21 protein-coding genes are annotated in these 23,300 nt (G+C 58.6%); 11 read left to right on the top strand and 10 right to left on the bottom strand.

The window, feature by feature from the left end:
- Positions 1-123: 123 nt before the first annotated feature.
- From JOE33_RS07990 to JOE33_RS07980, 3 genes are read right to left on the bottom strand one after another with little or no spacing between them, the layout of a single operon-like run.
- Positions 124-387, bottom strand: coding sequence for a hypothetical protein (locus JOE33_RS07990; RefSeq protein WP_187625117.1), 264 nt, complete (start codon positions 385-387; stop codon positions 124-126).
- 1 nt (position 388) lies between these two features.
- Positions 389-1,360: a caspase family protein gene (locus tag JOE33_RS07985; protein ID WP_187625116.1), complete on the bottom strand. Its 972-nt coding sequence runs from the start codon at positions 1,358-1,360 to the stop codon at positions 389-391.
- A gap of 9 nt (positions 1,361-1,369) precedes the next feature.
- A complete protein-coding gene (locus tag JOE33_RS07980) occupies positions 1,370-1,741 on the bottom strand; it encodes a TIR domain-containing protein (RefSeq protein ID WP_187625115.1) in 372 nt (123 codons plus the stop codon).
- A gap of 617 nt (positions 1,742-2,358) precedes the next feature.
- Between JOE33_RS07980 and JOE33_RS07975 the strand changes: the two genes are divergently transcribed.
- The gene (locus JOE33_RS07975; protein ID WP_187625114.1) at positions 2,359-2,844 is read left to right on the top strand and encodes a hypothetical protein; all 486 of its coding nucleotides are present in this window, start codon (positions 2,359-2,361) and stop codon (positions 2,842-2,844) included.
- A gap of 172 nt (positions 2,845-3,016) precedes the next feature.
- On the opposite strand, the gene JOE33_RS07970 is transcribed toward JOE33_RS07975, so the two are convergent.
- Positions 3,017-3,751, bottom strand: coding sequence for a hypothetical protein (locus JOE33_RS07970; protein ID WP_187625113.1), 735 nt, complete (start codon positions 3,749-3,751; stop codon positions 3,017-3,019).
- A 254-nt stretch (positions 3,752-4,005) separates the two neighbouring features.
- On the opposite strand from JOE33_RS07970, the gene JOE33_RS07965 reads away from it, so the two are divergent.
- The 3 genes from JOE33_RS07965 to tadA all read left to right on the top strand — a co-directional run bounded on the left by JOE33_RS07965 (position 4,006) and on the right by tadA (position 8,042).
- The gene (locus tag JOE33_RS07965; RefSeq protein WP_187625112.1) at positions 4,006-5,982 is read left to right on the top strand and encodes a tetratricopeptide repeat protein; all 1,977 of its coding nucleotides are present in this window, start codon (positions 4,006-4,008) and stop codon (positions 5,980-5,982) included.
- A gap of 177 nt (positions 5,983-6,159) precedes the next feature.
- On the top strand, positions 6,160-7,533 hold the full coding sequence (locus JOE33_RS07960) for a multicopper oxidase family protein (protein ID WP_010428274.1): 1,374 nt from the start codon (positions 6,160-6,162) through the stop codon (positions 7,531-7,533).
- Entirely contained in the window at positions 7,533-8,042 is a 510-nt protein-coding gene (gene tadA / locus JOE33_RS07955) for a tRNA adenosine(34) deaminase TadA (protein ID WP_010428272.1), read from the top strand. Before JOE33_RS07960 ends, tadA begins: the two co-directional genes overlap by 1 nt.
- On the opposite strand, the gene mltF is transcribed toward tadA, so the two are convergent.
- Complete coding sequence (gene mltF / locus JOE33_RS07950) at positions 8,039-9,535, bottom strand: membrane-bound lytic murein transglycosylase MltF (RefSeq protein WP_187625111.1); 1,497 nt, start codon at positions 9,533-9,535, stop codon at positions 8,039-8,041. The two genes, tadA and mltF, sit on opposite strands and share 4 nt — an antisense overlap.
- Before the next feature lie 213 nt (positions 9,536-9,748).
- On the opposite strand from mltF, the gene purL reads away from it, so the two are divergent.
- On the top strand, positions 9,749-13,645 hold the full coding sequence (purL, locus tag JOE33_RS07945) for a phosphoribosylformylglycinamidine synthase (RefSeq protein ID WP_187625110.1): 3,897 nt from the start codon (positions 9,749-9,751) through the stop codon (positions 13,643-13,645).
- A 5-nt stretch (positions 13,646-13,650) separates the two neighbouring features.
- Positions 13,651-13,962 carry a YqfO family protein gene (locus JOE33_RS07940; protein WP_054994301.1) on the top strand — a complete coding sequence of 104 codons (312 nt, stop codon included), beginning with the start codon at positions 13,651-13,653 and terminating at the stop codon, positions 13,960-13,962.
- A 121-nt stretch (positions 13,963-14,083) separates the two neighbouring features.
- On the opposite strand, the gene JOE33_RS07935 is transcribed toward JOE33_RS07940, so the two are convergent.
- Positions 14,084-14,647: a L,D-transpeptidase family protein gene (locus JOE33_RS07935; RefSeq protein ID WP_010428264.1), complete on the bottom strand. Its 564-nt coding sequence runs from the start codon at positions 14,645-14,647 to the stop codon at positions 14,084-14,086.
- 61 nt (positions 14,648-14,708) lie between these two features.
- Positions 14,709-15,260, bottom strand: coding sequence for a zinc ribbon domain-containing protein (locus JOE33_RS07930; RefSeq protein ID WP_010428262.1), 552 nt, complete (start codon positions 15,258-15,260; stop codon positions 14,709-14,711).
- Positions 15,261-15,410: 150 nt separating this feature from the next.
- On the opposite strand from JOE33_RS07930, the gene JOE33_RS07925 reads away from it, so the two are divergent.
- From JOE33_RS07925 to purT, 5 genes are all read left to right on the top strand, one after another.
- A complete protein-coding gene (locus JOE33_RS07925) occupies positions 15,411-16,007 on the top strand; it encodes a CoA pyrophosphatase (RefSeq protein ID WP_187625109.1) in 597 nt (198 codons plus the stop codon).
- A 69-nt stretch (positions 16,008-16,076) separates the two neighbouring features.
- The gene (locus JOE33_RS07920; RefSeq protein WP_122530338.1) at positions 16,077-16,601 is read left to right on the top strand and encodes a gamma carbonic anhydrase family protein; all 525 of its coding nucleotides are present in this window, start codon (positions 16,077-16,079) and stop codon (positions 16,599-16,601) included.
- Positions 16,601-16,819, top strand: coding sequence for a DUF1289 domain-containing protein (locus JOE33_RS07915; RefSeq protein WP_003415455.1), 219 nt, complete (start codon positions 16,601-16,603; stop codon positions 16,817-16,819). Before JOE33_RS07920 ends, JOE33_RS07915 begins: the two co-directional genes overlap by 1 nt.
- A 1,026-nt stretch (positions 16,820-17,845) precedes the next feature.
- Positions 17,846-18,313 carry a preQ0 transporter gene (locus tag JOE33_RS07910; protein ID WP_003391204.1) on the top strand — a complete coding sequence of 156 codons (468 nt, stop codon included), beginning with the start codon at positions 17,846-17,848 and terminating at the stop codon, positions 18,311-18,313.
- A 103-nt stretch (positions 18,314-18,416) separates the two neighbouring features.
- Positions 18,417-19,598, top strand: a complete 1,182-nt coding sequence (gene purT / locus JOE33_RS07905; RefSeq protein ID WP_010427926.1) for a formate-dependent phosphoribosylglycinamide formyltransferase — start codon at positions 18,417-18,419, stop codon at positions 19,596-19,598.
- A 73-nt stretch (positions 19,599-19,671) separates the two neighbouring features.
- Here purT and JOE33_RS07900 read toward each other — a convergent pair whose 3' ends face one another.
- The 3 genes from JOE33_RS07900 to ccsA all read right to left on the bottom strand — a co-directional run bounded on the left by JOE33_RS07900 (position 19,672) and on the right by ccsA (position 23,205).
- Positions 19,672-20,982: an MFS transporter gene (locus tag JOE33_RS07900; RefSeq protein ID WP_187625108.1), complete on the bottom strand. Its 1,311-nt coding sequence runs from the start codon at positions 20,980-20,982 to the stop codon at positions 19,672-19,674.
- 150 nt (positions 20,983-21,132) lie between these two features.
- Complete coding sequence (locus JOE33_RS07895) at positions 21,133-22,380, bottom strand: CNNM domain-containing protein (RefSeq protein ID WP_010427930.1); 1,248 nt, start codon at positions 22,378-22,380, stop codon at positions 21,133-21,135.
- Positions 22,381-22,392: 12 nt separating this feature from the next.
- Entirely contained in the window at positions 22,393-23,205 is an 813-nt protein-coding gene (gene ccsA, locus JOE33_RS07890) for a cytochrome c biogenesis protein CcsA (protein WP_010427932.1), read from the bottom strand.
- Positions 23,206-23,300: the final 95 nt, after the last annotated feature.

Below are 23,300 nucleotides of genomic sequence, written 5' to 3'. Positions count from 1 at the left end.
GTTAAATATGGTTGATGTTGCCAGAGCTAGGCTCAAATTTAGATTGAAAGTAATCCTCTTAATAATTTCGTATGGGATACCGTGACGTCAATACCAATCTTTAGTCGATGAGATTAAGGTTACCTAAAACTTTGGTTTTCCGTACGCTCGCTCAACTACTGGCAGGTACCTTCTGACCTGATCCCGGTCACTTTCCTGTTCCTTGGTTGTCAATTTTGCGTATGGTATATCGATCAGTCGGTCCCATTTTGCGACAAGCTCAGGAGGCAGTAGCAAGCTTCCGTCCGGCTGACGTTCTCCCTGCTCATGCACAAATCGCTGCCAATGCGCCCATCGCTCATGTTCTATCGCGGCAAGCTCCTCTAGCAATTTTGCTTTTTCAGTCATCTCAAATCCGCCTTTTCAAAGCCAAACGCCGGTAGTGCTCGCCTAGGGCGGTTAACCGGACCGTGTCAGAGTTCACAGCAGCATGGTACATATGTGGTTGTGAATTAGGGATGAGTAAATTGACCCGATTAAGCTTTTGCAGTTGGGCAAAAATCTTTGTTTTCACGGGATCTGCGCTTGGATTGAGGCCTTGGCTGGGAAGTTCTGGTTCAAAGCTGGGATCGAGCTGTAGCTGGAAACCATAGTCCGGAAACAACGTAGGCAGAGCGCGCAGAATTTCGGGATCAATCGGAGGCCGGACCTTCCGCAGAGACACGAAACCGGAGACATTAGTTTTAAAGACTGGACGTTGCGCCCAGGAACCGAGCGACTGATCAATGTGGGCGTAGACGCTGCCGGGGGTGACTTCCCCAACGAGGTTGGCGGCCGCACCCCCAAGCGCGTCCACCAGCAGATCTGTAAATATACCCCCTCCGCCAACCTCGGCAGCGGTCTCATCCGCGCGCGAGGCGGTCAGGATGGTCGTGCCGGTAGTTACTTCTGAAACTCCCGGCTTCAGCGGGTCCGCGCCCGCAGCGCCGCTGTGGCAGCTGTCTAGGATGACGATCCTGTTCTTGGCCTCAGATTGACCAGCAAGCGCCATAATCTCGCTGAGCGCCAAGCCTTCGTCACCTCGGCGGCTGTCGCTGCCACAAATGTAGCCACCGGTTGCTTCCACGTGCCCATGACCTGCAAAGTAGAGCAGAGCGATATCGTCTTTTGAGTTGAACAGTTCAACGATTAGGTCTTTCAGCGTGCGGAAAGTTATTTGGTCCCGATCGCTGCTAGCTGTAACCAGCCGCACATCAAAATTTGGAGATCCATCGGAATGGCCCTCCAGCATTGTTGCCACCCGGTGCGCATCATTAACGCAGCCAGCGAGCGAACTGCCTGACGCGTAATAGTCGATGCCGATAATTAGAGCCTTCCGCATCGCGCTTACTCACAGTCCGTCTATGAAGTTGGTAAGGTTGTCCGCAGTCCAGTCTTTCACCGTGATTCCGAAAATTGTACTCCTGTCGTCCGAATAAGCGCTGACACCAATGATTGGCTTCTTCTCCTCTTGGGCGCAGGAAATCTCCCATTTTTGCCCTTCGGAGGCCGCAGAACTCTTGCTGACCAGCGCTATCACCCCGTGGCAGCCCTTAATGCGCGTGCGCACCTTTTCTTTCCAACCGGTCTCATAGGCTTCTTTTACCGACAGGTCGACGTACTCAAAGGTCGACCTGGGATGCAGCGATTGCCCTTTCAAAAGGTCGCGCTGGCGCTCATCTTCAATCGCAAAAGCAACAAATACTCGTTTCTTGTCAGCCATTTCTAAGCATCCTTTATTTTCTATGTGATAGGCCCTACAGCAACGGCTGGCTTTAGCTTTTCCCGGAGCCCCATTTATATAGATCAATCTTGCTTTTTTGTCCAAAAAGCAAGCACGTTAGGAATGCGCTAAGCATGGTACCTTTCATGATATTTAAGAGTGAATAGGTCATAACATGTTGATAATTAAAGATAATAATTTATTGTTTGTAATAGAGTGGAATGATTGAGAGGCTGGTGATATCCGACTCCGATTAGTACTAAATGCCCTGAAGCCCGCGTAATTTCGGGCTTTTGGCTTTTTGGGGCTGGCAAATTCTGGCAGTTTTGTACATCTTCAAACACCGCGTTTGTACTGCGTGATTTATCAGACAGCCCCGGCCTGCAAAAAAAAAACAGCGCTACTTTACGCCTACACAAAGGAATCCTTCGCTGCCGCCGTGACGAACGACGCTCACCTTGCCGACGGCAAAGCACCTCATTTGAAACTGATCTGAAGTTCGAGGAAAATCATTACGGAAAATCCGCTCAAAGGCACCCCAAGCCCCAATGTCGACGCCGGGGCAGCCCAGCAAAAAGAGTCAATATTCGCATCCGCCCAAACCAAGGAACCCGTTCATGAAGTCCCGATTTTCTTTCAGTTCATCCTTTCTGATCATGTTGTCGCTGACAGGGTGCGCAGCGAATATGGATGCTCCAAAGCACGATCAGCCTGGAGAAAGCGCGCTTTACGGCAGCTGGCATGTTGCAGGCGTAGCGGTATCAGACTCGGGCGTGCAGGCACTGGGGGATGATGATCCGAGCTTTATGGGGCGACTTCTCAGCTTCAATCACGACCAGCTTGCATGGAAAGCGTCCACAGACTCTACGGAAGATGTGTGCAAGGGGCCTGTTTTTCATAAGCTTCCGGCGATAAGTGGGGCTGAACTGGAGCCGCAGCTCCATAAGCTTGGCATCGAAAAAGCTGTGCGCTATAGCGTTGAATGCAAATCTGGAAGCTGGGGGCCTTTTGATAAAGAAACGCCGGCATTTTTCCTGGCACAGGACGGGGCGTTAGCTCTTTCCTGGTATGACGGCGGACTGCTGAAGCTCGTGCGAGACTGATCACCGGCAGGCCCTTCGCATAGCGCTGTGAAGGGTCTCCTGAAAAAAGGTGCCCGCGCTGTGACCAGTGCGATAAGGACTCAAAGTCGGCTAGTGGGTCCAAGCGCTGCGCTCGGCAACCGAGCCATGCGTGCTCGACGATTGCGGGGCAGGCTATGTCACCGCCAACTCTTCAACTATCCGCTTGCCGCTTTCCCCGGGAAGCAACCCACCTGAACAACCTGCTCAGCCACCAGCGGGCGCGAGCGTCGCGTATTTCGTCTATTTGCATGAAAGTGTAAGGCGTGGGCATCGTCTTTTCCTGGATGCTTAGGGTGCGCAGGCCTCTGATGAGGTGACGAGAGTGGATGAGCATGAACGTGCATCCAAATATAAACAGCAGAATAATAAGGATGCCTGTTGTCAGTGGCGTGAAAGACTTTATAACCGCTGAAGCGACCAGTGTTCCAAGGCCTGCGATCACTCCGCCGCTGACGCTGGATGTGTCGGGCGAACTGAAGGAAACTTTATTGCCGGATACCTCGAATGGAAACTCTTTTGTCGGCGTCAGATAGATAAACAAATAGAGCAGCATCATGGCAGCCAACAGCGAGGCAGCGGTAAACCCGCCCGCAAGCATGGAACCGCTCAGATCATCTGTGACAACGCTATAGCTGACGCACGCGGGCGCGAATGCCAGGAGAAAGATCAACAGTGTTAAGTAGCCAGAGGCGAACAATGTGTAGCGCTCACACGCATACTTTATATAAAGCGCGTAAATGAATGCCGTCAGCAACATGCAGCCGTAAATCCACCAGCCACCTGAAAAGCTCACTGGACCCATGACGCCAAAGGTCCCGGTGAGCAAGAATATCGCTGTCGATACTTGCCTGACCGTTCGTGCGTCTGGATCGTAAATAGTGCTCATCTCGGGCAGTAATCCTTTCTTGTGTCATCCAGCGTTTTGTTCTGGCCTACTCTGGGCATGGCGCATTGCGCGAGCAGGCCTACCGCTGTAACTGTACTAGGCTATGGCGGCTGCTCCCGGGATGCCAGCCTCACCAGGTTCAAACGCCACAATATCACCAGTGGCAAATGTACACGCTGGCCCTCCGCACACGTTATGACTTGAAGCACCTGAAGCCACTTGCCCATTAACCCCAAACCGCGGCGATTCCATTTATGTTCAAACGCATTCTGTCCGCCCTCAGCGGCAAGAAATCTCAAGCTTCAGCAGATAACGCGACTGCTGATACGACGTCTCCGGAAGCTCACGACGGCGAGTTGATCACCGCTTACGACAGTTACGGGCGCGAGATGAAGATTACTCGGAGCGAGTGGCGCGAGAAGGTGTTCCTGCCCAATCTGCAACAGCAGTGGGGTGATGCGGACGAGCTCTACAACCTTATTGTTTCGGGCCTGAACGATGGATTTGCGACTGACCTGATGCCTGCCGCCGAACGACTGGTCGCGATCGACGCTAATCCCGAGCGCAGTCATGTGGTGAATGGCATCGTGCTGATGCATAACGCCCGGCTCGATGCAGCAGAAGCGACGCTGCGCGAAGGGCTGGCTAAAGTCGGCGTATCGGGAATCATCCTGACCAATCTGGCCAAGGTGTTTGCCGAGCGTGGTGAGCAATCAGTGGCGGATGCAACGCTTTGGCAGGCGGTTGAAGCCGATCCGAATCAGGAAAACGGCCTGTTGTGGTGGCTGAGCATTCAGCAGGAGCGGGGCGGTGAGTCGGCCTATCTCGATGCTCTACGCACTGTGGCGGCGTTGCCGGGCAGTTGGCGTGCGCAGTTGTGGATGGCGCGGCACTACCTGCAACAGCAGAACGTCGAGCAGGCGCGTGTGTTGTATGAAGAGGTATTGGCGGGAGGTCACTTCGACCGCAGTGCCTTGCAGATGATATCGGGTGACCTAGGCAACAATGGCCACATTCCGCTGATCATCGAGCTTGTCGGGCCGGCTTATGATGAGCACAAACATGATTCGACGGCAGGTCTCAACTTGCTGCGTGCCTATCAGGAACTGGGCAGGGTGGATGAAGGCGAGGCGTTGCTTACTCGCTTGTATGCACTCGGCTTTGCGCCAATCAAAAGTCACCTTGACCAGTTTGCGCATGCTTTCGAGGACGTGCGCAGGCAGGAAGACAAAGGCATTCCGATTGATCCTGCCAGCGTGGCGATTAATACCTTGGCGCTGAACAAGCCGGTCTGGCACTACGGTTTGCGCAATGCTGACTGGCTCTTCGCGCAAAAACCGGAAGGTGCGCCAGAAATCGGTTTCTTCGCCTTGTCCAAAATCATGGAGAAAGCAGAGCCTGCCGAATCGCAGCGCGAGGATGATGTCGGGCGCTATACGCGTGCCATCCCTCTTTACATGGCTGAGTCGGTTCACTACGGGAATGACTATGTAGCCAATTGTTATTTTCAGGTCGCGGAGGGTGCGGGGCCGGTTGTATCGGGGGTTGAGGTCGACGGCAACACACTGTTCGATATTGTCCCGCCAACGACGAAGTATTTCGTGACGGGCGAGGTGGGTTGTTCGGGTGAGGGCGATCAGGCTCAGTGGCGGATTTCACTGAGCCTATGGGATTGTGCGACCCGCACCCGGCAAACCGTTGAAAACGGTAGTGCAGGCAAGGCAGAACTTGGTGCACTGGTACTTGATCTTCAACAGCGCTTGCTGGCCAGTATCGGACTCAAGCGTGAACAGCCACTGGATGTGTTTTACCGGCAGCCTGCAGCCGAGGTTTTGCCGGTGTATCTGACCCAGTTGGGCCAATCATTCATGCTGACGTTGCTTGCGAACGACCATTTGCCCAAGTCGTCAATGTGGGGTGAGCGGGCCATGCTCGAATGGCCCCTGAATATGGCGCTCCAGTGGCCTGAGATAGAAACCGCAAAGCTGATGTACATCTCCGGGCTGGGAAAGGCTTTCGATTACCACTCGGAGACAGTGGCCGAGCACAAGCAACGAAGCCTGCAAGTGCTGAGCGAACTGGAACGGGCGAACAGCCCTGCATCGCGCTTGGCACCGTTGGTATGGAAGGTGTTCGGCATGCAGGCAGAGCTGGAGGATTACCGCGACAATATGCCGCCTGATGCAGAGCCGGCGTATGTCGAATGGCTGGAGCGGGTTAGTCAGTTGTAGCCGTTGATCGATGCAAAAAGCCGGAGCGGGGTGTCACTGCCTTGGCCGGCTTTTTTACGCCTCGACTTCAGTTCGTGGTATCCACCCTTATCTTTACGCAAATGCAGGTGTATCGTATTCGCCCCTCGCATTTGCTCGCAGATGCACTTAGTCGTCGTTTTCGAGGTTGTGCCGTTCATGTCCTTTACCCGTCGTCAAATCCTTACAGGCATCGCCGGTCTGGCCGTAGTCGGTCTTGGCGCCGGTGGGGCTTCGCGTTACTGGATGGGGCGACGCGAGTCTGAAGCCGGCTCTGACTTTGTGCTGATCGCCGCTCCGCTGGATGTGGAACTGGTGGCGGGTCACAAGACGCCTGCCTGGGCCTTCGGCGGTTCTGCGCCGGGCACCGAGTTGCGCGTCCGGCAGGGCGAGTGGCTGCGGCTGCGCTTCATCAATCAGTTGCCGGTCGAGACGACCATTCACTGGCATGGCATTCGCTTGCCGCTGGAGATGGACGGCGTGCCTTACGTTTCGCAGTTGCCAGTCAAGCCGGGTGAATACTTCGATTACAAATTCCGTGTGCCGGACGCCGGTAGCTACTGGTATCACCCGCACGTCAGCAGCAGTGAAGAGCTGGGCCGCGGGCTGGTCGGGCCGCTGATTGTCGAAGAGCGCGAGCCGACCGGTTTCGCCCATGAGCGCACGGTCAGTCTGAAAAGCTGGCACGTGGACGAGCAAGGCGCCTTTACCGAGTTCAGCGTGCTGCGCGAAGCGGCGCGTGAGGGCACGGCAGGGCGGCTTTCAACGCTGAACGGCATTCCGCAGGCGGTGATTGAGTTGCCTGCCGGGCAAATCACTCGCGTGCGCTTGCTCAATCTCGATAACACCGTGACCTATCGACTCAACCTGCCAGACGCCGAGGCGCAGATCTATGCGCTGGATGGCAACCCGGTGAAGCCGCGTCCCTTCGGCGACGAATACTGGCTGGGGCCGGGCATGCGCATCTGTCTGGCGATCAAGGCCCCGCCGGCAGGCGAGGAAATCTCGCTGCGTAACGGCCCGGTACGCCTGGGCACGTTCCGCTCGGTCGCCAATAACGATGCGCCAGGCCAGTGGCCACCGGAGCTGCCGGCCAATCCGGTGGCCGAGCCTGATATGGCTAACGCCGAAAAGATCAATTTCAACTTCGAGTGGGTGGGCTCGGTGTCGGTCAACACCGACAATGGTAAGCCGCCCAGCCTGTGGCAGATCAATGGCGAAGCGTGGGACATTACCGACAAGACCTGCGCCGATCGGCCTATCGCCAGGTTGAAGCTGGGCAAGAGCTACATCTTCGAGTTGAAGAACATGACTCAGTACCAGCACCCGATTCACCTGCACGGCATGAGTTTCAAGGTGATCGCCTCCAATCGGCGCAAGATCATTCCGTACTTTACCGACACCTTTTTGCTGGGTCGTAACGAGCGGGCGCGAGTGGCGCTGGTGGCGGATAACCCCGGTGTATGGATGTTCCATTGCCACGTGATCGATCACATGGAAACCGGCCTGATGGCCGCCATCGAGGTGGCATGATGCGGCAACCGCAGATCATCGACCGCAGCAAGGACCAGTACTTCATGCGCGAGGCGCTGGCGCTCGCCGCGCAAGGCGCACTGCTGGGCGAGGTGCCGGTCGGGGCAGTGGTGGTGCAGAACGGCGAGATCATCGGTCGTGGTTACAACTGCCCGATCAGCGGCAGCGACCCGAGTGCGCATGCCGAAATGGTCGCGATTCGTCAAGCCGCCAAGGCGCTGGACAATTATCGCCTGCCGGGCAGCACACTCTACGTGACGCTGGAGCCGTGCAGCATGTGCGCGGGGCTGATCGTGCACTCACGGGTGGCGCGTGTGGTCTACGGGGCGCTTGAGCCCAAGGCGGGCATCGTGCAAAGCCAGGGGCAGTTTTTCAGCCAGGCATTTCTCAATCACCGCGTGCTCTTCGAAGGCGGAGTACTGGGCGAGGAGTGCGGAACGATGTTGAGCGAGTTTTTCAGAATGCGGCGGGCAGCCAAGGATGCTGGCAAAGGCCAAGGCAGCGTTTAGAGCGCAGATTCGTCCGTATTGCTGGACGAGGGGACGGGGGAGGCTGGCGGGGCGGGCGGTTGGGTCTTGTCGACGCTAGGAACATGCAGATTGCCATCGGCGACCTGACTTCCTTCAAGCTGTGGCTGCGTCACCCAGGTCAGAATGTCGTAATAACGGCGAATGTTGGCCACAAAATGCACCGGCTCACCGCCACGGGCGTAGCCGTATCGGGTTTTGCTGTACCACTTCTTCTGCGCCAGACGCGGCAGCATTTTTTTAACGTCGAGCCATTTATCAGGATTCAGCCCCTCGTTCTGCGCCAATTTGCGTGCATCTTCGAGGTGACCGCTGCCAATGTTGTAGGAAGCGAGAGCTAGCCAAGTGCGATCCGGCTCTTTGATCGAGTCGTCCAACTGATCCTTTATGTAGGCAAAGTACTTTGCCCCGCCCTGAATGCTCTGGCGCGCATCCAGCCTGTTGGACACGCCCATGGCTTGCGCAGTGTTCTGGGTGAGCATCATCAGGCCGCGCACGCCGGTTTTCGAGGTCACGGTCGGCTGCCACATCGATTCCTGATAGCCGATGGCAGCCAGCAGTCTCCAGTCGACCTGTTCTTTCTTGGCCGATGTCTGGAAGTGCTTCTCGTATTTGGGCAGGCGTTCCTGAAGGTGCTGGGCAAAGGTGTAGGCACCCACATAGCCAAGCACGTCGACGTGACCGTAGTAGCGGTCCTTCAGGCGTTGCAGCGTGCCGTTCTTTTCGACCTTGTCGAGGTAGGCGTTGATTTCGTTGAGCAGGCTGTTGTCTTCACCCGGCGCGACGGCCCAGCGCTGCGCACGCGCTTCACCCAGGTCGAAGGCGACGCGCACGTTTTGGAAGTAGACCTGGTTCATTGCCAGCTCATTGGAGTCCACCAGGGTCAGGTCGAGCTGGCCTTCGTCGACCATGCGCAGGAGATCAACGACCTCGACCGCGTCGGATTCTTCATATTCAATGCGCGGATTCTGCGCCTTGAGCGCCGCCAGTTGCTCGGCGTGCGCGCTGCCCTTGAGCACCATGATGCGCTTGCCCACCAGGTCGCCGGGATCGGTTGGCCGCGACTGGCCGTTGCGATAGACCACCTGAGGGGTGACTTCCAGATAAGAATGCGAGAAACGCGCCTGCGATTTGCGCTTTGGCGTCTCGATCAGGCCGGCGGCACCGAGTACCGGACCGCCCGGTTTGTTCATCTGGTCGAAAAGATCGTCCAGATTGTCAGCCGTTTCTATCTTCAATTCGACGCCCAGGTCCTCGGCAAAGCGCTTCACCAGCTCGTATTCGAAGCCGGTTTCACCGTTGCGATCCTGGAAATAAGTCGCCGGGCTGTTGCGAGTGATCACCCGCAGTACGCCGTCCTCCTTGACTCGCTCCAGTGTGGTGGGTTTTTCCACACAGGCGCCGAGCATCAGGAAGAGTCCGGTTGCGATGAGCCATTTGGCGCAACGTGGGCGGAAATCTGGTTTGAAGAACATCGGTGCAGTATACGCAAAGCGCACCGGGCGCCATATCTCGACAGTGAAGCTTGCGTCTGATAGGCGAGTGGCTTTTACGGGCATTTCCGGACTTTTTTTGCGTGGGGCGACATTCGGGCGCAGCGGATGCCGCCGTTTTGGGTGATCAAATGCCCGGTTTAGGCTAGAATACGCGGCCTCAAAGCACACCCCCTTCTCGAGGCTGTCCCGAAGATGTTGATCCTGCGCGGTGCTCCTGCCCTTTCTGCTTTCCGCCACAGCAAATTACTAGAACAACTGAAACAAAAAGTTTCAGCTGTCAGTGGCTTGTACGCCGAATTCGCCCACTTCGCTGACGTCAACGACGTTCTGACCAGCGAAGAACAGCAGGTTCTCGATCGCCTCCTGAAATACGGCCCCAGCGTGCCGGTTCAAGAGCCGAGCGGCCGTCTGTTTCTGGTGTTGCCGCGTTTTGGCACCATTTCCCCCTGGTCGAGCAAGGCCAGCGACATCGCTCGCAACTGCGGCCTGAGCAAAATCCAGCGCCTCGAGCGCGGGATTGCCTTCTATGTAGAAGGCCAGTTCAGCGAGACCGAGGCCCAGGCAATCGCCGACAGCCTGCACGACCGCATGACGCAACTGGTCCTGGGCGACCTCGAGCAGGCTGCCAACCTGTTCAGCCACGCTCAGCCCAAGCCGCTGACCGCCGTGGACATTCTGGGTGGCGGCCGCGCGGCGCTGGAAAAAGCCAACGTCGAGCTGGGCCTGGCCCTCGCCGAAGATGAAATCGATTACCTGATCACCAGCTTCAATGGTCTGGGGCGCAACCCTCACGACATCGAGCTGATGATGTTTGCCCAGGCGAATTCCGAGCACTGCCGCCACAAGATTTTCAACGCCAGTTGGGACATCGACGGCCAGAGCCAGGAAAAAAGCCTGTTCGGCATGATCAAGAACACCTACCAGATGCACAGCGAAGGCGTGCTGTCCGCTTACAAGGACAACGCTTCGGTGATCGTCGGCAACGTCGCCGGTCGTTTCTTCCCGGACCCTGAAACCCGTCAGTACGGCGCGGTTCAGGAGCCGGTGCACATTCTGATGAAGGTCGAGACGCACAACCACCCGACCGCCATTGCGCCGTTTCCTGGTGCAGCGACCGGCTCCGGCGGCGAGATTCGCGACGAAGGTGCAACCGGTCGCGGTGCCAAGCCCAAGGCAGGTCTGACCGGTTTCACCGTCTCCAACCTGCAGATCCCCGGTTTCGTGCAGCCCTGGGAAGTGCCGTACGGCAAGCCCGAGCGCATCGTGACTGCGCTGGACATCATGATTGAAGGCCCGCTGGGTGGCGCGGCGTTCAACAACGAGTTCGGTCGCCCGGCGCTGACCGGCTATTTCCGTACGTTCGAGCAGTCCATCACTACACCGCATGGTGACGAGGTTCGTGGTTACCACAAGCCGATCATGCTGGCGGGCGGTATGGGCAATATCCGCGAAGATCACGTCCAGAAGGGCGAGATCACTGTAGGTTCCAAGCTGATCGTACTGGGTGGCCCGGCGATGCTGATCGGCCTGGGCGGCGGCGCGGCCTCCTCGATGGCGACCGGCACCAGCTCCGCAGACCTGGATTTCGCTTCGGTTCAGCGCGAAAACCCCGAGATGGAGCGCCGTTGCCAGGAAGTCATCGACCGCTGCTGGCAGTTGGGCGACCGTAACCCGATCAGCTTCATCCATGACGTCGGTGCCGGTGGTCTGTCCAACGCCTTCCCCGAACTGGTCAACGATGGCGATCGCGGCGGACGTTTCGAACTGCGTAACGTACCCAATGACGAGCCGGGCATGGCCCCGCTGGAAATCTGGAGCAACGAATCCCAGGAACGTTACGTGCTGGCCGTGGGCGTCGAGGATTTCGAGCGCTTCAAGGCTATCTGCGAGCGCGAGCGCTGCCCGTTTGCGGTTGTCGGCGAAGCCACTGCAGAGCCGCAACTGACCGTCACCGACAGTCATTTCGGTAACAGTCCGGTAGACATGCCGCTGGAAGTCCTGCTGGGCAAGGCTCCGCGCATGCACCGTTCGGTCGCACGCGAAGAAGAGATCGGCGATGATTTCGACCCGAGCACGCTGGACATCGAAGAAAGTGTACAGCGTGTGTTGCGCCACCCGGCAGTCGCCAGCAAAAGCTTCCTGATCACTATCGGTGACCGCAGCATCACCGGCCTGGTCGCTCGCGATCAGATGGTCGGTCCATGGCAGGTGCCTGTGGCTGACTGCGCCGTCACCGCCACCAGCTTCGACGTCAACACCGGCGAAGCCATGGCAATGGGCGAGCGCACTCCGCTGGCGTTGCTGGATGCTCCGGCGTCGGGTCGCATGGCAATCGGCGAAACGCTGACCAACATCGCGGCCTCGCGTATTGAAAAGCTCTCTGACATCAAACTGTCGGCCAACTGGATGTCGGCTGCTGGCCACCCTGGTGAAGACGCGCGCCTTTATGACACCGTGAAAGCGGTCGGCATGGAGCTGTGTCCGGAACTGGGAATCACCATTCCAGTGGGCAAGGACTCGATGTCCATGAAGACCCGCTGGAGCGACGAGGGCACCGAAAAGAGCGTGACCTCGCCGCTGTCATTGATCGTGACGGGCTTTGCGCCAGTGGTCAACATCCGTCAGACCCTGACGCCCGAGCTGCGCATGGACAAGGGCATCACCGACCTGATCCTGATCGATCTGGGTCGTGGCCAGAACCGCATGGGCGCCTCGATTCTTGCGCAGACTCACGGCAAGCTCGGCCGCGTCGCTCCGGACGTCGACGACGCTGAAGACCTCAAGGCCTTCTTCGCCGTGATTCAGGGCCTCAATTCCGACGGTCATATCCTGTCCTATCACGACCGTTCCGACGGTGGTCTGCTGGTCAGCACCCTGGAAATGGCCTTCGCCGGTCACTGCGGTCTGAACCTGCACCTCGACGGTCTGGCCGACAATGTTTCCGAACTGAGCGCGATCCTCTTCAACGAAGAGCTGGGTGCGGTCATCCAGGTGCGTCAGGACGCTACTCCATTGGTGCTGGCGCAGTTCAGCGCGGCCGGTCTGGAAGATTGCGTGGCAGTGATCGGTCAGCCGATCAACAACGATGAAGTCTCGATCAGCTTCCATGGCGAGCCGGTATTCAGTGGTCAGCGTCGTCTGCTGCAACGTCAGTGGGCCGAGACCAGCTATCAGATCCAGCGCCTGCGTGACAACGCCGAATGCGCGGATCAGGAATTCGATGCGCTGCTGGAAGAAGACAACCCGGGCCTGACCGTCAAGCTGGGCTTCGACGTCAACGAAGATATCGCCGCCCCTTACATCAAGACGGGCGTTCGGCCTCAGGTTGCCGTGCTGCGCGAGCAGGGCGTCAACGGTCAGGTCGAGATGGCGGCAGCCTTTGATCGTGCCGGTTTCAACGCAATCGACGTGCACATGAGCGATATTCTGGCCGGTCGTGTCGACCTGAACGACTTCAAGGGTATGGTCGCCTGCGGTGGTTTCTCCTACGGTGACGTATTGGGTGCTGGCGAAGGCTGGGCCAAGTCGGCATTGTTCAACAGCCGTGCGCGCGATGCCTTCCAGGGCTTCTTCGAACGTTCCGACAGCTTCACGCTTGGCGTGTGCAACGGTTGCCAGATGCTGTCCAACCTGCACGAGCTGATTCCGGGCAGCGAGTTCTGGCCGCATTTCGTGCGTAACCGCTCCGAGCAGTTCGAAGCGCGCGTGGCCATGGTTCAGGTTCAGGAGTCGGCGTCGATCTTCCTGCAGGGCATGGCCGGTTCGCGCATGCCAATCGCCATCGCGCATGGCGAAGGGCACGCGGAGTTCCGCAATGACGATGCGCTGCTTGAAGCTGACGTTTCCGGCACCGTGGCACTGCGCTTCGTCGACAACCACGGCAAGGTCACTGAAACCTACCCGGCCAACCCGAACGGCTCGCCACGCGGTATCGGCGGCCTGACCACCCTCGACGGTCGTGTGACCATCATGATGCCGCACCCGGAACGTGTGTTCCGTGCAGTGCAGAACTCGTGGCGTCCCGAGGACTGGAACGAGGACGGTGCCTGGATGCGCATGTTCCGCAACGCGCGCGCCTGGGTTAACTAAGGCGCGTGTACAAGCTCGCTTTCTTTGTTCCACCGAGCCATGTGGACGAGGTCAAGAGCGCCGTATTCGCTGCTGGTGCAGGGCGAATCGGCGCTTACGATCATTGCTCGTGGCAAGTACTCGGCCAGGGCCAGTTCCGTCCGCTGGATGGCAGTCAGCCATTTATCGGGCAGAGCGGTGTGGTCGAGTCCGTGGAGGAGTGGAAGGTCGAGCTGGTCGTCGCGGACGAGCTGATTCAGCAAGTGGTGCTGGCTCTCAAGCAGAGCCATCCTTACGAAACGCCTGCTTACGAGATATGGAAGCTGGCAGAGTTCTGAGGCGCATCCAGGGCTGGGCGCAGAGCGTCCAAAAATGCGTCACCACGCTGGAGCGTGGGGACGATAATCATCTTGAGTCTTGTGGGAGCGAGCTTGCTCGCGAATGCGCAACGCCGCACATTCAAGGTCGGATTTCGATCATCGTCCCGTCTTTCACCAGATCCCATATTTCCCGCATGTCGTTGTTCTTCAGCGCGATGCAGCCGTTGGTCCAGTCCAGCGTGTGGAAATACCATTCCGGATATTCTTCATCCACCGGTGTGCCATGAAGCATGATCATGCTGCCCGGTTTCACGCCCTCGGAGCGTGCGCGTGCCGAGTCCGAGACATTCGGGTAGGAAATGTGCATCGACAGGTTGTAGTTATTGCTGGGTTTACGCCAGTCGATCCAGTAGAAACCTTCCGGCGTGCGTTGGTCGCCTTCCTGCAGCTTGGTGCCCTTGGGGTTTTTGCCCAGCGAGATTCGGTAGGTCTTCAAGGCCTCGCCACCGCTGATCAGCTGCAATTGGCGCGCTGACTTGAGTACCAGCACCTTATCGATCGGCTTGCTGGCGATACTCTCGGTATTGATGACCTTGTTATTGATGATTTTCTGTTCGCTGCCCTTGGGCACGATGGTTTGAGTGAAGGCGGCCTGCGAAAGCGGCACGAACGACATGCAAAAGAGTGCGAGCAACCAGCGCATTACGATTTCCCTGAAGATACTTCTTTAACAAAAGCGCCGATGTTGTGTGCGACCCTGGCTTTCAGGTGTCCAGCAACGGACGTGACGGGGGAAGGGCGCTGGTATGAACCGGGTAGGTCTGCCGACGCCGATCCGCAAAGAAGTATTCTAGGGTACGCCCGACTGTCATGAAAGCCAGGTCCGACCACGGAATGTCTGCTTCGTCGAATAACTGCACTTCCAGGCTCTCGATGCCTGCGGCGAATGCCTCATTCGCCATCTCACCACGGTAGAACACATGCACCTGATTGATATGCGGCACGTCGATCAAGGTGTACAGATGCAGTTCGCTCAGGGTGGCGCAGGCTTCCTCCATGGTTTCGCGCCGGGCAGCCTGTTCGATGGTTTCGCCGTTTTCCATGAAGCCTGCCGGCAGCGTCCAGAAACCCAGGCGCGGCTCGATGGCCCTGCGACACAGCAGCACTTTGCCGCCCAGCGTCACCAGGCAGCCCGCAACGATGTTCGGGTTCTGGTAATGAACGGTGTGGCAATGCTCGCAGACATAGCGCAAACGGCTGTCGCCTTCGGGAATACGCTGGATAACAGGGTTGCCGCACTGGCTGCAAAATTTCATGGGATCAGTCGATAGTGAACGCAGTCGCTATCTTGGCCTGTCGTGCTGCGGCTCGGCAACCCTCTGTGTGACAGGAGTTGTCCTACAAGGGCTTGGGCACAGCGTTGCTTTGGTGCATGATGCCAGGCAGGCAACAGATCGAGATTTCCCATGCTGGATGAGCTACTTCACCGCGTAGTCAGTCACACGCCAGAAACCCTCGACTCGGATCGACAGTTCCCCGAGGCGGCTGTTCTGGTGCCGATTACCCGCAGCGAGCAACCCGAGCTGATTCTGACCCTGCGCGCCAGTGGCTTGTCGACGCATGGCGGTGAAGTGGCGTTTCCGGGTGGCCGTCGCGACCCGGGCGACCCCGATCTGATTTTCACTGCGCTGCGCGAAGCCGAGGAGGAGATCGGCCTGCCTCCCGGGCTGGTCGAGGTGATCGGGCCGTTAAGTCCGCTGATCTCCAAGCACGGTATCAAGGTCACGCCTTACGTGGGGGTGATACCCGACTTCGTCGAATACCAGCCCAATGACGGCGAGATCGCGGCAGTCTTCAGCGTGCCGCTGGAGTTCTTCCGTCAGGACACTCGCGAGCATACTCACCGTATCGATTACGAAGGCCGCAGTTGGTACGTGCCCAGTTACCGTTATGGCGAGTACAAGATCTGGGGGCTTACCGCGATCATGATCGTCGAACTGATCAACGTGCTGTACGACACCAGAATCAGCCTGCATCATCCGCCGGAGCGGTCGACGATCTGAGGCGCTTTTACTTGAAGCGTAATCTTTTATTTTTCGTCCCCATGAGTACGACCCGCCCGAGGAGGCTGCATGAAATTTCGCCTGGGAGAATCCCGTGTTCAGACTGATCCGCAGAGCTGGGTGGCTCCCAATGCAACGCTGATCGGCAATGTCAGGCTTGAGGCCGGCGCGAGTGTGTGGTTCAGCGCGGTATTGCGTGGCGACAACGAGCTGATTCACATTGGTGAAAACAGTAATGTGCAGGACGGTACGGTGATGCACACCGACATGGGGTCGCCGCTGAGTATCGGCAGGGGCGTGACCATCGGCCACAACGCCATGCTGCATGGCTGCAGCGTTGACGATTACAGCCTGATCGGCATCAACGCGGTCATCCTCAATGGGGCGAAGATCGGGAAATATTGCATCATCGGCGCCAATTCGCTGATCGGCGAAAACAAGGTCATTCCTGATGGCTCGCTGGTCATGGGGTCGCCGGGTAAAGTGGTGCGCGAACTTACCGACGTGCAGAAGAAGATGCTTGAAGCCAGCGCAGCCCATTACGTACACAATGCCCAGCGTTACGCCCGTGACCTGGTGGTGCAGGAAGATTGATGAGCACTGATACCCCGATCGAAAAGCCGGTCCGTTCTCCGTGTGTGAGTATTTGTGCACTGGACGAGCAGGATATATGCACCGGTTGCCAGCGAACCGTCACCGAGATCACCCGCTGGAGCCGCATGAGCAATGACGAGCGCCGCGTGGTGCTCGGTCTTTGCGACGAGCGCGCCAGAGCCAGCGGCCTGATGTGGACAGTGGGCGAGGCACGCTGATCAGTTCTCGACGCTCTGCGTCGCAAAGAGGACGCAGAGCGTCCAGAACGGCATGCCGACGCGGAGCGTCGCACGATAGTTACGATGATCGTTGCTCACGCTCCAGCGTGGGAACGCAGTTCTCGACGCTCTGCGTGACGAAGAGGACGCGGAGCGTCCAGAAAGGCATGCGACGCAGAGCGTCGCACGATAGTTACGATGATCGTTTCGCACGCTCCAGCGTGGGAACGCAGTTCTCGACGCTCTGCGTCGTCAAGAGGACGCAGAACGTCCGGAAAGGCATGCCGACGCGGAGCGTCGCACGATAGTTGCGATGATCGTTCCTCACGCTCCAGCGTGGGAACGCAGTTCTGGACGCTCTGCGTCGCAAAGAGGACGCAGAGCGTCCAGAACGGCATGCCGACGCGGAGCGTCGCACGATAGTTACGATGATCGTTGCTCACGCTCCAGCGTGGGAACGCAGTTCTGGACGCTCTGCGTCGCAAAGAGGACGCAGAGCGTCCAGAACGGCATGCCGACGCGGAGCGTCGCACGATAGTTACGATGATCGTTCCGCACGCTCCAGCGTGGGAACGCAGTTCTCGACGCTCTGCGTCGCAAAGAGGACGCGGAGCGTCCAGAACGGCATGCCGACGCGGAGCGTCGCACGATGGTTACGATGATCGTTCCGCACGCTCCAGCATGGGAATGCAGTTCTCGACGCTCTGCGTCACGAAGAGGACGCGGAGCGTCCAGAAAGGCATGCGACGCGGAGCGTCGCACGATAGTTACGATGATCGTTCCGCACGCTCCAGCGTGGGAATGCAGTTCTCGACGCTCTGCGTCGTCAAGAGGACGCAGAACGTCCGGAAAGGCATGCCGAGGCGGAGCGTCGCACGATAGTTGCGATGATCGTTCCGCACGCTCCAGCGTGGGAATGCAGTTCTCGACGCTCTGCGTCGCACTATAGTTGAGACTGAGTGCGAAGCGTGTGGGCAGCCAGCTTTGCTATCATTGCCATCCGTTTCCCCAAGCGTATAACCCTCCATGCTTTTCCTGATCGCTTACATCAGCAGTGTCGTGCTGATCAACTTCGCCTTTTCCAGTGCGCCGCATCTGGACATGATCTGGTCTGCCTGGGGCGGGCTGGTGTTCGTGTTGCGGGACATGGTGCAGATTCGCTTCGGCCATGGCGCGATCATTGCCATGCTCGTGGCGCTGGTCCTGTCCTATGTCACCAGCGATCCCACTATCGCGCTGGCCAGCGCCACGGCGTTTGCGGTTTCCGAATGCATTGACTGGCTGGTGTTCAGCATTACCAGACGCCCGTTACGTGATCGGTTGTGGATCAGCTCTGCCCTCAGCATTCCACTGGATACCTTTATCTTCTTCGGCATGATCGACGCCTTGACGGCGCCGGTCGTGCTCACCGCTCTGGCATCGAAGTTCGCCGGCGTTACCATTGTCTGGATGATCATGGCCTGGCGGGCTCGCAACAGTGCCTGTCCAGGCTGAGCGCCCATTTGCCGGGGCTTCGTGGTAAATTGCGCGCCTTTCTCCACAGCGGTTGCTTGCATACGGCGGGCAGCCCTCGACATCTGCTTCACGAGGACCTGAGATGACTCAAATCGGAACTCCACTGTCGCCCACCGCGACGCGCGTACTGTTCTGCGGTAGCGGCGAACTGGGCAAGGAAGTCGTGATCGAGCTGCAGCGCCTTGGCGTTGAAGTGATCGCTGTTGACCGCTACGAGAACGCTCCGGCCATGCAGGTCGCGCATCGCAGCCATGTGATCAACATGCTCGACGGTGCGGCACTGCGCGCAGTCATCGAGGCCGAGAAGCCGGATTTCATCGTTCCGGAAATCGAAGCCATCGCCACCGCGACGCTGGTCGAGCTTGAGGCCGAAGGCTTCACCGTGATCCCGACCGCACGCGCCGCGCAGCTGACCATGAACCGCGAAGGCATTCGTCGTCTGGCCGCCGAAGAACTGAAGCTGCCGACCTCGCCCTACCACTTTGCCGACACCTTCGAGGCTTACAGCAAGGCGGTCGAAGACCTGGGTTTCCCGTGTGTGGTCAAGCCGGTCATGAGTTCTTCGGGCAAAGGGCAGAGCCTGCTCAAGAGCACCGATGACGTACAGAAAGCCTGGGACTACGCGCAAGAGGGCGGTCGTGCTGGCAAGGGGCGCGTCATCGTCGAAGGTTTCATCGACTTCGATTACGAAATCACCCTGCTGACCGTGCGTCACATCGGTGGCACCACGTTCTGTGCGCCGGTTGGGCATCGTCAGGAAAAGGGCGACTATCAGGAATCCTGGCAGCCGCAGGCCATGAGCCCGGTTGCGCTGGCAGAGTCCGAGCGCGTTGCCAAGGCGGTGACCGAGGCATTGGGTGGGCGCGGGATGTTTGGCGTTGAATTGTTCATCAAGGGCGATCAGGTGTGGTTCAGCGAAGTCTCACCGCGCCCGCACGACACCGGTCTGGTGACCCTGATTTCTCAGGACCTGTCCCAGTTTGCCCTGCATGCGCGCGCAATTCTGGGCCTGCCGATTCCGTTGATTCGCCAGTTCGGCCCTTCGGCTTCGGCAGTGATTCTGGTCGAAGGCCAGTCCACGCAAACCGCGTTCGCCAACCTCGGCGCCGCGCTGGCCGAGCCTGACACGGCATTGCGTCTGTTCGGCAAGCCGGAAGTCAACGGTCAGCGCCGCATGGGCGTTGCCCTGGCGCGTGACGAGTCCATCGAAGCCGCCCGTGCCAAGGCCACTCGTGCCTCGCAGGCAGTAACCGTCAAGTTGTAAGGCTCAGGCCGCAGGCGGCAAGAAACAACGCTGCGCGTATTTCTTGTCGCCTGCACTCAACAGGACTTCCAGCCTAAAGTTCGCTGTCCCGCGTCTCCTTCAGGCTCAACACCGCCAGCACGCTGATCAGCGCTGCTGCAGACACATACCCGCCAACCCAGCTCAGGCCACCCATCGCCACCAGTTTCTGGGCGAAGAAGGGGGCAACCGACGCTCCGACGATTCCGCCCAGGTTGTAGGCCGCCGATGCGCCGGTGTAGCGCACCTGTGTCGGGAACAGCTCCGGTAGCAGCGCGCCCATCGGGGCGAACGTGATGCCCATCAGAAACAATTCGATGCACAGAAACAGCGCCACAGCCCAGGTGCTGCCGTGGGTCAACAGCGGCTCCATGGTGAAGCCTGACAGGATCGCCAGCACGCCACCCGCAATCAATACCGGCTTGCGCCCGAAGCGATCGCTCGCCAATGCGGCCAGTGGTGTGGCCGCCGCCATGAACAGCACCGCAAAGCACAACAGCCCCAGGAACGTTTCACGGGTATAGCCCAGCGTGGCCACGCCGTAGCTCAACGAAAACACCGTCGAGATATAAAACAGCGCGTAGCAGACCACCATCGACGCCGCACCGAGCAGCATGGGTTTCCAGTGCTGGCTGAAGGTCTCCACGATTGGCAGGCTGACCCGTTGGTGGCGAGCCATGGCCTTGGCGAACACGGGTGTCTCTTCCAGTTTAAGGCGCACGTACAGCCCGACCATGACCAGTACGGTGCTGAGCAGGAAGGGAATCCGCCAGCCCCATGAACGGAACTGCTCGTCATCGAGGGTCATGGCCAGCGCCAGAAACAGACCGTTGGCGGCGAGAAAGCCGATTGAGGGGCCGAGTTGCGGAAACATACCGAACCAGGCGCGTTTGCCTTTCGGGGCATTCTCGGTCGCCAGCAGCGCCGCGCCACCCCATTCGCCCCCCAGGCCAAGCCCCTGACCGAAGCGCAGCACGCACAACAGAATCGGCGCCCATGCCCCGATGGTCGCGTAACCGGGCAATACGCCGATCAGCGTGGTGCAGATTCCCATCAACAGCAGCGAGGCCACCAGCGTCGACTTGCGCCCGATCCGGTCGCCAAAGTGACCGAACAGCGCCGACCCCAGAGGGCGAGCGAGAAAGGCGATGCCGAAGGTCAGAAATGACGACAGCATCTGTGCAGTGCCCGACGTCTGTGGAAAAAATACCGGACCGATCACCAGGGCGGCGGCGGTCGCATAAACGTAAAAGTCGTAGAACTCGATGGCCGTGCCGATGAAGCTGGCCGTGGCGACGCGGGTCGTCGAGTTCACCGGTTTTGTGTAGGTGTCGTGATCTTCGCGAGAGAGCGGGGTGCTGGTCATGCGGATTTCCTGACAGTCGACTTGCCGGTCGGCAAGAACAGAGTTCCGGCAAGCATGCATTTATTGTGATTGTGGGTGCAGCGTCGAGCAGAGTAACCCGAATGGACCGGGAGGCAAGGGCGGTGCAGCGATCTATTTAAAGGCAGACAGCTATTTGAAGGTGCGCACCAGCGTGTTCTGCCACATGGCCACACGTTTGACGCGGTTGTCCTCGGTCTCGAGGATTTCCAGCCGGTAAGGCCCTATTTTCAAGCAGACCGGAGCATCCGGGATGGTCTCCAGCGCTTCGGTAACCAGGCCGTTGACGGTTTTCGGACCGTCTGACGGCAGGTGCCAGCCGAGGCTCTTGTTCAAATCGCGGATGGACGCTGCGCCTTCGACTTCGAGACGCCCGTCCTCCTGTTGTTTGACGTGCGGGTTATCCAGCCGCTGCTCGCTTTCGAACTCGCCGACAATCTCTTCGAGAATATCCTCGAGGGTGACGATGCCCAGCACTTCACCGTATTCATCGACCACCACGCCGAGACGCCGTTGCTGTTTGTGGAAATTCAGCAACTGCAACTGCAACGGGGTGCTTTCCGGCACGAAATAAGGCTCGTAGCAGACCGCCAGCAACTGCTCCTTGGTCAAGGTGCCCTTGGGCAGCAGGTGGCTGATGTCGCGGGTATTGATGACGCCTTGCACCTGATTGATGTCGTTGTGATAGACCGGCAGGCGCGTGTGCCGTGAAATGATCAGGCGTTCGATGATCATTTCCATGGGGTCATCAAGATTGACGCCATCCACTTCGTTGCGCGGGATCAGAATGTCATTGACCGTAATGCTGTCCAGCGCACGAATGCCTGACAGCACGCTGGCGCGTGGAGAATATTCCTGGGCAGCGTCGTTGCGCGGGGTATTTTGCGTGTCGTCCTCGAAAGCCTGATCCTGCTGCTGTACGGCGCGTGACAGGAAGGGACGCAGCAGTGTCTTGGCCAGGACATTGAACACGTAGGCCAGCGGCCAGACGATCTTCATCGGAATGCGCAGTACGCCGTTGCCCAGCAGCAGTGTCGAGACAGGATGGCGGTTCGCCAGGCGACGGGGCATGTATTCGGCGAACACCAGCATGATGCTCACGGTTGCGAGCCAGGCCACGGTCGGGCCGTTGTAGAACCAGTAATTGGCGGCAATAAGTGTCGCGATGACGGTGATCAGTACCCTGATCAGCGTATTGCCCAGAATCAGGCTGTTCAGGTTGAACGCCAGCTCGGGGAGTGGCGCCGATTTTTCCGGGCGGCTGGCGGCGCGCATCGCCTTGACCTGATGATGAGCGGCTTCGACTGCGGTCAGCAGGCCGGCCCAAAGCAGGAGGAGGGCGAGGACACCGAGCAATGGGCCCAGGGGCAGATTATCCATGATCAGGGCCCGTCAGATGTGCAGGATGAATTCGCGTACCAGCTTGCTGCCGAAATAGGCGAGCATCAGCAGGCAGAAACCGCCCAGGGTCCAGCGAATGGCCTTGTGACCGCGCCATCCAAGGCGGTTACGCCCCCACAGCAGCACACTGAACACTATCCAGGCCAGACAGGCCAGCAGGGTCTTGTGTACCAGATGCTGGGCAAACAGGTTTTCGACGAACAGCCATCCGGAAATCAGCGACAGCGAAAGCAATGACCAGCCAGCCCACAGGAAGCCGAACAGCAGGCTTTCCATTGTTTGCAACGGCGGGAAGTTCTTGATCAGCCCGGAAGGGTGCTTGTGCTTGAGCCGGTAGTCCTGCAAAAGCAGCAAAAGCGCCTGGAATGCGGCGATGGTGAACATCCCGTACGCCAGCAGCGACAGCAGGATATGGCTGAGAATGCCGGGCTCTTCCATGATGGGCTGCACAGTCCCGCTAGGGGCGAACTGGGCGAGCAATACGGTGACCATTCCCAGAGGGAACAGCAGCACCAGCAGGTTTTCCACCGGGATGCGCGACGTGGCGATCAGGGTGACGACGATCACCGAAGCCGCGATAAGGCTGGCGGAGTTGAAAAAGTCCAGGCCAAGGCCGACCGAGTGCGTCAGTTGGGAAAACAGACCGATGGCATGGGCGATGACCGCCAGCGTACCGAGCAGGCAAAGCAGCCGCTTGTCGGGCTTGATGGCCTGGCTCAGACGCAGGCTCTGATAGACGGTCGCAGCGGCATAAATGATGGCGGCGGCGAGGCTGGGAAGCAGGCTGGGTGGCAAAGGGGACATAGATCCTGATGGACGGGCCTGAAAAGACGCTGAGTTTGGCATAGAACCGGTAAATCACGAAAGACCACAGAAGCAGTCTGCGTGGTGTCCGTGCG

It is taken from the genome of Pseudomonas sp. PvP027 (assembly GCF_017833005.1).
Taxonomy (GTDB): domain Bacteria; phylum Pseudomonadota; class Gammaproteobacteria; order Pseudomonadales; family Pseudomonadaceae; genus Aquipseudomonas; species Aquipseudomonas congelans.
This window is presented reverse-complemented; position numbering and strand designations above follow the sequence as displayed.

Coding starts and splice junctions, on each gene's coding strand:
- JOE33_RS07935 (WP_010428264.1), bottom strand. CDS start 14,647: ATGCGCTGGTTGCTCGCACTCTTTTGCATGTCGTTCGTGCCGCTTTCG.
- JOE33_RS07910 (WP_003391204.1), top strand. CDS start 17,846: ATGCTTTTCCTGATCGCTTACATCAGCAGTGTCGTGCTGATCAACTTC.
- mltF (WP_187625111.1), bottom strand. CDS start 9,535: ATGTTCTTCAAACCAGATTTCCGCCCACGTTGCGCCAAATGGCTCATC.
- JOE33_RS07900 (WP_187625108.1), bottom strand. CDS start 20,982: ATGACCAGCACCCCGCTCTCTCGCGAAGATCACGACACCTACACAAAA.
- JOE33_RS07990 (WP_187625117.1), bottom strand. CDS start 387: ATGACTGAAAAAGCAAAATTGCTAGAGGAGCTTGCCGCGATAGAACAT.
- JOE33_RS07965 (WP_187625112.1), top strand. CDS start 4,006: ATGTTCAAACGCATTCTGTCCGCCCTCAGCGGCAAGAAATCTCAAGCT.
- JOE33_RS07960 (WP_010428274.1), top strand. CDS start 6,160: ATGTCCTTTACCCGTCGTCAAATCCTTACAGGCATCGCCGGTCTGGCC.
- JOE33_RS07970 (WP_187625113.1), bottom strand. CDS start 3,751: ATGAGCACTATTTACGATCCAGACGCACGAACGGTCAGGCAAGTATCG.
- JOE33_RS07895 (WP_010427930.1), bottom strand. CDS start 22,380: ATGGATAATCTGCCCCTGGGCCCATTGCTCGGTGTCCTCGCCCTCCTC.
- JOE33_RS07915 (WP_003415455.1), top strand. CDS start 16,601: ATGAGCACTGATACCCCGATCGAAAAGCCGGTCCGTTCTCCGTGTGTG.
- JOE33_RS07930 (WP_010428262.1), bottom strand. CDS start 15,260: ATGAAATTTTGCAGCCAGTGCGGCAACCCTGTTATCCAGCGTATTCCC.
- JOE33_RS07985 (WP_187625116.1), bottom strand. CDS start 1,360: ATGCGGAAGGCTCTAATTATCGGCATCGACTATTACGCGTCAGGCAGT.
- ccsA (WP_010427932.1), bottom strand. CDS start 23,205: ATGTCCCCTTTGCCACCCAGCCTGCTTCCCAGCCTCGCCGCCGCCATC.
- JOE33_RS07980 (WP_187625115.1), bottom strand. CDS start 1,741: ATGGCTGACAAGAAACGAGTATTTGTTGCTTTTGCGATTGAAGATGAG.
- tadA (WP_010428272.1), top strand. CDS start 7,533: ATGCGGCAACCGCAGATCATCGACCGCAGCAAGGACCAGTACTTCATG.
- purT (WP_010427926.1), top strand. CDS start 18,417: ATGACTCAAATCGGAACTCCACTGTCGCCCACCGCGACGCGCGTACTG.
- JOE33_RS07925 (WP_187625109.1), top strand. CDS start 15,411: ATGCTGGATGAGCTACTTCACCGCGTAGTCAGTCACACGCCAGAAACC.
- JOE33_RS07920 (WP_122530338.1), top strand. CDS start 16,077: ATGAAATTTCGCCTGGGAGAATCCCGTGTTCAGACTGATCCGCAGAGC.
- JOE33_RS07975 (WP_187625114.1), top strand. CDS start 2,359: ATGAAGTCCCGATTTTCTTTCAGTTCATCCTTTCTGATCATGTTGTCG.
- purL (WP_187625110.1), top strand. CDS start 9,749: ATGTTGATCCTGCGCGGTGCTCCTGCCCTTTCTGCTTTCCGCCACAGC.